The sequence below is a fragment of the Trebonia sp. genome, from assembly GCF_049794275.1.
Lineage (GTDB): Bacteria > Actinomycetota > Actinomycetes > Streptosporangiales > Streptosporangiaceae > Trebonia.
On the sequence record NZ_JBARCR010000604.1, the window covers coordinates 1 to 8576 of the forward strand.

The following is an 8576-nucleotide window of genomic DNA, read 5'->3' on the forward strand; positions in this document are numbered from 1 at the left end:
CGGCTGCACCGTCTCGACCTGGACCCGGGTGCGATGCCGGTCGTACGCAGAATCTTCGCCGAGTTCGCCGCCGGGCACGGGATCTACGCGATAGCGGAAGGTCTTACCCGCGATGGCATCCCGAGCCCATCCGCGCACGACCCGGCGCGGAACTCGCACCGGGGCGGCATCGCGTGGAACAAGTTCGCGGTCCGCGCCATCCTCGCCAATCCCCGGTACACCGGCCACCAGGTCTGGAACAAGCAGCGTAAGGACGAGGTGCTGATCGACGTCGATGACGTCGCGCTCGGCCATACCACCAAGCTGCGCTGGAACGGATCGGACATGTGGGTCTGGTCAGCGAAGATCGTGCATCCACCGATCATTGACCGGGAGACCTTCGACCGGGTTCAGGTCATGCTGAGCGGGCGCGCGATTAAGCACGCCGAGCATAAGCCGCACCGCTCCCGGCATCCCTACGCGCTGCGCGGCTGCGTCTGGTGCGGACTGTGCGACCGGCGGATGCAGGGTCACTGGGCCAAGGGCATCACGTACTACCGGTGCCGGTTCGCGGCCGAGTACGCGCTGGCCAATCGCGTTCAGCATCCGCTGAATGTGAACCTGCGCGAAGACGCGATCATCGGACAGGTTGACGGCTGGCTCGCCCGCGAGTTCGCCCCGCACCGGCTGACCGAGACGGTTCGCGACCTGGCGGCCGTCCAGCTGTCCGGATCGTCGATGCGCACCGGCGATGACCAGAGCGCTCGCAAGGTCGCCGAGTGTGACCGCAAGCTAGCCCAGTACCGCGCGGCTCTTGATGCAGGGGCCGACCCGGCGACTGTCGCAGAGTGGATCACCGAGACCGAAGCGGAGAAGGCGCGCTACGTACTCCTGACGCGCAGGCCGGCGCCGCGCGCACGGATGAGCGAGGCAAAGGTCGAGGCCATCGTCGATCGGCTCGCCGACATCGCCGCAGTCCTGCATGACGCGAACCCTCACGACAAAGCAGAAGTCTTCCGTCAGCTAGGCCTCAAGCTGACCTATCACCCAGGAAGGAAGATCGTAGAAGCACGAGTAGAGCCCGTGGAGTTTGGGTTTTCCGATGGTGTCCGAGGGGGGACTTGAACCCCCATGCCCTTTTGGGGCACTAGCACCTCAAGCTAGCGCGTCTGCCTATTCCGCCACCCGGACCGGGGCGATGCTGTTCACATCGGCTGGCCTAGGGTAGCAAACCTGGCGCGACTACGCGAAGCCCACGAGCCCCGCGTTTCGAGGTTCGCCCAGCGAGGCGGGGGTGCCAGCTCCAGGTGGGACGGCGTGCGACGATAGGGCGATGACCGAGAACCCCGTACCCCAGGCCACTGCCGAAGCTGAGGTCGTCGACATCTGCCGTGACCTGATCAGGATCGACACAACGAACCCGGGGGACCACTCGGGGCCGGGTGAGCGGGTGGCAGCGGAGCACGTCGCAGGGCTCCTTGCCGAAGTCGGGCTCGAACCGACCGTGCTCGAGTCGCATCCGAAGCGGACCAGCCTGGTGGCGCGGATCGAGGGGGAGGACCCCTCGAGGCCGGCGCTGCTCATCCACGGGCACCTGGACGTGGTGCCGGCCGACGCCGATGACTGGCACAGGGATCCCTTCGGCGGGGAGGTCGCGGAGGGCTGCGTCTGGGGGCGCGGCGCGGTCGACATGAAAGACATGGACGCGATGGTGCTGGCCGTCATGCGTCAGCGGCTTCGCGAGGGGCGCAAGCCGAAGCGGGATGTGGTGCTGGCGTTCACCGCCGACGAGGAGGCGGGCGGCAAGTGGGGCGCCCGGTACCTGACGCAGGAACATCCCGGCTTGTTCGAAGGGGTCACCGAGGCGATCGGTGAGGTCGGCGGGTTCAGCGTGACCGTCGGGGATCAGCGGTTGTACGCCCTGCAGACTGCGGAGAAGGGGCTCGCCTGGATGCGGCTGACCGCGACAGGCACGGCAGGGCACGGGTCAATGATCCACGGGGACAACGCGGTCACTGAGGTGGCTGAGGCGGTCGCCAGGATCGGCCGGCATGAGTGGCCCGTGCAGCTCCCGGACTCGACTCGGGCGTTCCTGACGGCAGCAAGCGCGGCGCTCGGCGTCGAATTCGACCCGCAGGACCCGGGGAGCGTCCTCGGGAAACTCGGCGGGATGAGCCGCATGATCGGCGCCGCGATGAAGAATACGACAAATCCGACAGGGCTCAAGGCGGGGTATAAGGTCAACGTCATCCCGCAGTCGGCGACAGCAGAAGTTGACGGGCGCTTTCTGCCCGGACACGAAGAAGAATTCTTCGCCGAGGTCGACCGGATGCTCGGCACCGCGGTCAAGCGCGAGTTCATCCATCACGACATCTCGCTCGAGACCACGGCGGACGGGGACCTGTACGACGCGATGTCCGCGTCCCTGCTGGCGGAAGATCCGCAGGCCAAGGTGGCGCCCTACTGCTTGTCCGCGGGAACCGACGCGAAATGGTTCAGCCAGCTCGGCGTCCGGTGCTTCGGGTTCAGCCCGCTCAAGCTCCCGCCGGAACTGGATTTTTCCGGAATGTTCCACGGTATCGACGAGCGGGTGGCGGTAGACGGCCTGCGCTTCGGGGTGCGCGTGCTAGACCGATTCCTCGACCTAGCCTGAACGGTCCGGGAAAACCCTCAGAATGTCCGTACGGCCCGTATGATCCTGCGGCGGAGGGTAGCCTTCCTGCTGCCGTCGGCGAACTTGCGGAGCCTGGCCAGTTCCCAGTTGCCGTACTCCGCGTGGTCCGTGAGGATCCGCCGCGCGGCGTCGCGGGACGTTCCGCGTGGCAGGTACAAGACGAGGTAGTCGTACTCGGCCATTGCCTCTTATTCTGCGTCAGCGGACGGGCTGCGCAAGCCGTTCAGGACAACAGAGGCCGGCGGCCGGGAACAGTGGCCGGGAACAGTCTGGGCGGCTTCAGCGGTTGCAGAGATAACGGATTACGGGGCAGGGACGGGCATTTCGTGGCCGCGCCGCGTATGGTACTTGCGGCGGTGTCACCGGAACGCGGGGACAAGCCGCCGTGTGCGACACGCCATGGCGCGGATGTGAGGTTGGGAAAAGAACGTGCCAGCAAGAAGGAAGGCCGCTAGCAAGACAGCGGCCTCGAACAACGGGGCGGCAACGCCTGCCAGCAGCAGCGGCGACAACGGGAGCGGCCGCGGCACCAAGCTGGTGATCGTAGAGTCGCCTGCCAAGGCGCGGACGATCGCCGGTTACCTCGGCAGGGGATACGTGGTCGAATCCAGCATCGGCCACATTCGCGACATGCCTGACAAGGCGGCGGAAATCCCGCAAAGGTACCGCGGTGAGCCCTGGGCGCGGCTCGGCGTCGACGTCGACCACGACTTCCAGGCTCTCTACGTCGTGCCCGGCGACAAGAAGCAGCAGGTTTCCAAGCTCAAGACGCTGCTCAAGGACGCCGATGAGCTCTACCTCGCCACTGACGAGGACCGCGAGGGCGAAGCCATCGCGTGGCACCTGCTCGAAGAGCTGAAGCCGAAGGTTCCGGCCAGGCGGATGGTCTTCCACGAGATCACGCCGGAGGCGATCGCGCGAGCGGTCGCCAACCCGACGGAGCTCAACCACGGCAAGGTAGACGCCTACCAGACCCGGCGCGTCCTGGACCGGCTCTACGGGTACGAAGTGTCGCCGGTGCTGTGGAAGAAGGTCATGCCACGGCTGTCGGCCGGCCGCGTCCAGTCGGTCGCGACCCGGCTGATCGTCGACAAGGAGCGGGAGCGGATCGCCTTCAGGTCCGCGAGCTACTGGGACCTCGAGGCGGAGTTCGCCACCGAGGAGCACGGCAGGGAAAGGCTCCCGGACAGCCCGACGAGCTTCACCGCCACGCTGCTGACCGTGGACGGCACGCGGGTCGCCCAGGGCCGCGACTTCACGCCGCAGGGTGAACTGCGCGGCACCGACGTCCTGCACCTGGACGGCGCGGGCGCCACCGCGCTCGCCGCCCGGCTGCGCGACGAGGAGGCCCGCTTCCGGGTCTACTCGGTCGAGCGCAGGCCGTATCGCCGTTCGCCGTACGCGCCGTTCCGCACCACGACGCTGCAGCAGGAGGCCTCCCGCAAGCTGGGGTTCTCCGCCAAGTACACGATGTCCGTGGCCCAGCGGCTGTACGAGAACGGCTACATCACCTATATGCGGACCGACTCGATCCAGCTGTCGCAGACGGCGATCTCCGCTGCCCGCCAGCAGGCGCGTGAGCTCTACGGCGCGGAGTACGTGCCGGACGCGCCGCGCGCCTACGCGAGCAAGGTGAAGAACGCGCAGGAGGCGCACGAGGCGATCCGCCCGGCCGGCGACCGGTTCCGCACCCCGGCCGAAGCCCAGCGGTCCGGCCTCAAGAGTGACGAGCTGCGGCTGTACGACCTGGTCTGGAAGCGCACGGTCGCGTCGCAGATGAAGGACGCGACCGGGGAATCGGTATCGGTCCGCGTCGAGGGGATCCCGGGTCCCGGGACCGGAAATCATGATTCGGAACGTACCGGCGCTCCTCTGAACGCTCAGGCCTTCGACCCGGCGGCGGTACACAGGACCGAGTTCTCCGCCTCCGGCAAGATCATCAACTTCTACGGGTTCCTGCGCGCCTACGTGGAGTCCACCGACGACGCCACGGACACCGACGACCAGGAGCGCCGCCTGCCGGTGCTGGCCGAGCGCCAGCCACTCTCGGCGCTGCGCGTCGACGCGGCCGAGCACGCCACGAGGCCGCCTGCTCGGTACACCGAGGCGAGCCTGGTCAAGGAGCTCGAGGACCGGGAGATCGGCCGCCCGTCTACGTACGCGTCGATCATCGGCACGATCCTGGACCGCGGCTACGTGTTCAAGAAGGGCACGGCGCTCGTGCCGAGCTTCCTGGCGTTCGCTGTGGTCACCCTGCTCGAGCGGCACTTCGGGCAGCTCGTCGACTACGAGTTCACCGCCCGGATGGAGGACGCGCTCGACGAGATCGCCCGCGGCGAGGCGGAACGGGTTCCCTGGCTGCGCCGCTTCTACTTCGGCACCGACGACCCCGGGCATGACGACCCTGGCCTGAAGGCGCTGGTCAGCGACATCAGCGACATCGACGCCCGGGACGTCAGCTCGTTCCCGCTGGCCGGCAGCGACATTGTCGTCCGCGTCGGCAGGTACGGCCCGTACCTGGAGCGGGACGGGCAGCGTGCCAACGTGCCCGAGGACGTGGCGCCGGACGAGCTGACTCCGGAAAAGGCGGAAGAGCTTCTCAGCGTTCCGAACGGAGAGGTGCCGCTCGGCACGGATCCGGCTACTGGCCACGAGGTGGTGGCCAAGGCCGGCCGCTTCGGCCCGTACGTGACGGAAGTGCTCCCGGAGGATTCAAAGGACAAGCCGCGCACCGCGTCGCTGCTCAAGTCCATGTCCCTGGACACCGTGACGCTGGACGACGCGCTGCGGCTGCTCAGCCTGCCGCGGGTGCTCGGCGAGCTCGACGGCGAGCCGGTCACCGTGCAGAACGGCCGGTACGGTCCCTACGTGAAGCACGGCCAGGAGAGCAGGTCGCTGGCGACCGAGGAAGAGATGTTCAGCGTCACGCTCGCCGAGGCCAAGGACCTGCTGGCGCAGCCGAAGCCCCGCGGCCGCGGCGCCAGGGGCGCCGCCCCGCCGCTGCGCGAGCTCGGCGACGACCCGGCGACCGGCAAGCCGATGCTGGTGAAGGAGGGGCGGTTCGGCCCGTACGTGACCGACGGCGAGACGAACGCGTCGCTGCGCAAGGGTGACGATGTAGCGACCATCACTCCGCAGCGCGGCGCCGAACTGCTCGCCGACCGTCGCACGGCCGCGCCGTCGCGTCCCGCCAGGCGGGCCAGCACCGCGAAGGCCCCGGCCGCCAAGAAGACAGCTACCACGGCAAAGAGCGCGAGGAAATCGCCGACCGCGCGCAAAAAGGCCGAAACGCAAGGCAAGTAAAATCACGATCATGCAGTCGTGACCAGGCACACTGCCCGCTATCGATAACCTAACGCCGTGAACTTCCGCTCCGCGCCACGCAGCGACAGCCCGGGAGACGGTCCGCCAGGCCGCCGGGCCAGACGCGCTCGTCCCGGGGACGGAGTGCTGTCGATCAAGCCGTTCCGCAGGCTGTGGATCGCGTTGTCGCTGTCCAGCCTGGGTGACTGGCTGTCCATCCTGGCGCTGACCGTGCTGGCGCCGTCGCTGACCCACGGCAGCGACGTCGCCAAGAGCTCGGCCGTCGGTGGCGTGTGGCTGGTCACGCTGCTGCCCGCGCTGCTCCTCGGGCCGGTCGCTGGCGCGGTCGCCGACCGGCTCGACCGCCGGATGACCATGATCGTCGGCGACGTAGTACGCGGAGTGCTGTTTCTCTCCATCCCGCTCTTCCCGAACCTGACCTGGATCTTCGTCGCCAAGTTCCTGGCCGGGGTCGCGTCCCAGTTCTGGAATCCGGCGGCCGCGGCCTCCATCCCGAACCTCGTGCCCAAGGACAAGCTGGAGCGCGCCAACCAGCTGAGCCAGCTCATGACCTACGGCACCGCGCCGCTCGCGGCCGGGATCTTCGCCGTGCTGTCGCTGATCGCCGCGGGGCTCAGCCATGTCGCGCCGGTCTTCAAGACGAACAACGTGGACCTGGCGCTCTACTTCAACGGCGCGTCCTACTTCATCTCCGCGGTCACCGTCTACTTCCTGCGCCAGATCGCCAAGCGGCGCAGCAGCGGCGATATCTCCGTGCCGTCCACCGCCAAGGCCATCTGGGAGGGCTGGCAGTTCATCAGGAACACGCCCGTGGTGCGCGGGCTGGTGGTCGGGATGCTCGGCGCGTTCTCCGCGGCCGGCGTCATAGTCGGGCTCGGGTACACCTACATCACGCAGACCCTGCACGGCGGTCCCGCCGGATGGGGCCTGGTGTTCGCCGCGATCTTCATCGGCATGGCGTTCGGCATGGCGTTCGGCACCCGCCCGTTCGGTGACTTCTCCAGGCGGCGGCTTTTCGGGCTGTCCCTGACGGCCTCCGCGGTGCCGCTGGCGCTGATCGGCCTGGTGCCGAACCTGATCTTCGTGGTGTTCATGGTCTTCTTGGTCGGCATGCTGGCAGGTATCGCTTATCCCACGGGCTTCACGATCGTCGGGCTCGAGGTCGACGACGAGACGCGCGGCCGGGTGTTCGCGTTCTTCCAGTCGACGATCCAAGTGATCTTGCTGATGGTCATCGCGCTCGTGCCGTTCATCGCGGGCGGCTTCACCGCGATCATCAAGGCGGTCACCGGATCACCGGACGTGCAGGTCGGGCACCTCGAGTACACCTCTGCCGGGCAGAACGCCGTGCTGCTGCTCGCTGCGGTGATCGTCGCGTTCGTCGGGATCAAGTCCTACCGGGACATGGACGACCGCAAGGGTGTGCCGCTGCGCGAGGACCTGGTGGCGGCGCTGCGCGGCGAGCAGTTCAGCCCGGCTCCGGCCGCAGCCGCGTCCGTCAACGGGCACGGGCCGCCCGCCCCGCACGGGCTGTTCATCGCCTTCGAGGGCGGCGAGGGCTCAGGCAAGACAACACAGGCCCGCCTGATCGCGATCTGGCTGCGGGAGATCGGCTACGACGTGGTGACGACGCACGAGCCTGGCGCGACCAAGGTCGGGATGCGGCTGCGCGCCCTGCTGCTCGACACCGCCCACACCGGGATGTCGCCGCACGCGGAGGCGCTGATGTACGCGGCGGACCGGGCGGAGCACGTGGCGTCGGTCATCCAGCCGGCGCTGGACCGCGGCGCGGTAGTGATCAGCGACCGGTACGTGGACTCCTCGCTGGCGTACCAGGGCAACGGGCGGGGACTGAGCAACTCGGATATCGCGCAGCTCAACAGCTGGGCGACGGGCGGCCGGATGCCCGACCTCACGATCCTGCTCGACATGCCGCCCGAGGCAGGCCTCGGGCGGCGCGCCCGGTCGGCCGACCGGCTCGAGGCCGAGCCCCCAGAGTTCCACCGCCGGGTGCGCGCCGGGTTCCTCGCGCTGGCCCGCGAGGACCCGCCCAGGTACCTGGTGCTCGACGCCACCCGGTCGGTCGCGGAGATCAGCTCCGAGATCAAGGACCGGATCAGGCAGATCCTGCCGGACCCGGTGCCGCACACCACGGAGGCGAACACCGGCTCGTTCCCCGCCATCACCGATCAGGTCGCGGATCACGGATGACCCCGCGAACCTCCAGGTCTTTGGTGGTCGATGGTCCATCGACCACCAAAGAAGGGGGTCAATGGACCATCGACCACCTTCAGCGTGGCGGCTGGGTGGCGGGGATGCGGCGTGGCGGTGCTGTGGTGGGGATGCGGCGTGGCGGCTGGGTGGTGGGCGTGAGGTGAGCGTCTGGGACCAGCTTGCGGGGCAGGAGGCCGTGGTCGGGCAATTGCAAGCCGCCGTCGCCGGCGGGATGACGCACGCCTGGCTGTTCACCGGCCCGCCCGGGTCGGGGCGGAGCGTCGCCGCCCGGGCGTTCGCCGCGGCGCTGCTGTGCGAGAACGGCGGCTGCGGCGTCTGCCCGAGCTGCCGGCAGGTGCGCGCGGGGACGCACGCCGACCTGCTG

General features: G+C 68.5%; 6 protein-coding genes and 1 tRNA gene. 5 read left to right on the forward strand and 2 right to left on the reverse strand.

Features of this window, described 5'->3' with window-relative positions; genetic code table 11:
* Positions 1-33: 33 nt before the first annotated feature.
* Entirely contained in the window at positions 34-1104 is a 1071-nt protein-coding gene (locus WA805_RS16265; RefSeq protein WP_425242755.1) for a recombinase family protein, read from the forward strand.
* On the opposite strand, the gene WA805_RS16270 is transcribed toward WA805_RS16265, so the two are convergent.
* Positions 1083-1170 (reverse strand) — tRNA-Leu (locus WA805_RS16270). The two genes, WA805_RS16265 and WA805_RS16270, sit on opposite strands and share 22 nt — an antisense overlap.
* A gap of 142 nt (positions 1171-1312) precedes the next feature.
* On the opposite strand from WA805_RS16270, the gene WA805_RS16275 reads away from it, so the two are divergent.
* Positions 1313-2632 carry a M20/M25/M40 family metallo-hydrolase gene (locus tag WA805_RS16275; RefSeq protein WP_422290443.1) on the forward strand — a complete coding sequence of 440 codons (1320 nt, stop codon included), beginning with the start codon at positions 1313-1315 and terminating at the stop codon, positions 2630-2632.
* 17 nt (positions 2633-2649) lie between these two features.
* On the opposite strand, the gene WA805_RS16280 is transcribed toward WA805_RS16275, so the two are convergent.
* Positions 2650-2835 (reverse strand): DUF5703 family protein, encoded by a 186-nt coding sequence (locus WA805_RS16280; protein ID WP_422278773.1) that lies wholly within the window; start codon positions 2833-2835, stop codon positions 2650-2652.
* A gap of 247 nt (positions 2836-3082) precedes the next feature.
* Between WA805_RS16280 and topA the strand changes: the two genes are divergently transcribed.
* From topA to WA805_RS16295, 3 genes are all read left to right on the forward strand, one after another.
* Entirely contained in the window at positions 3083-5956 is a 2874-nt protein-coding gene (topA, locus tag WA805_RS16285) for a type I DNA topoisomerase (protein WP_425242753.1), read from the forward strand.
* A gap of 57 nt (positions 5957-6013) precedes the next feature.
* A complete protein-coding gene (gene tmk, locus WA805_RS16290) occupies positions 6014-8188 on the forward strand; it encodes a dTMP kinase (RefSeq protein WP_422290445.1) in 2175 nt (724 codons plus the stop codon).
* A 163-nt stretch (positions 8189-8351) separates the two neighbouring features.
* On the forward strand, positions 8352-8576 hold a 225-nt coding region (locus WA805_RS16295), incomplete at its 3' end, for an ATP-binding protein (RefSeq protein WP_425242754.1).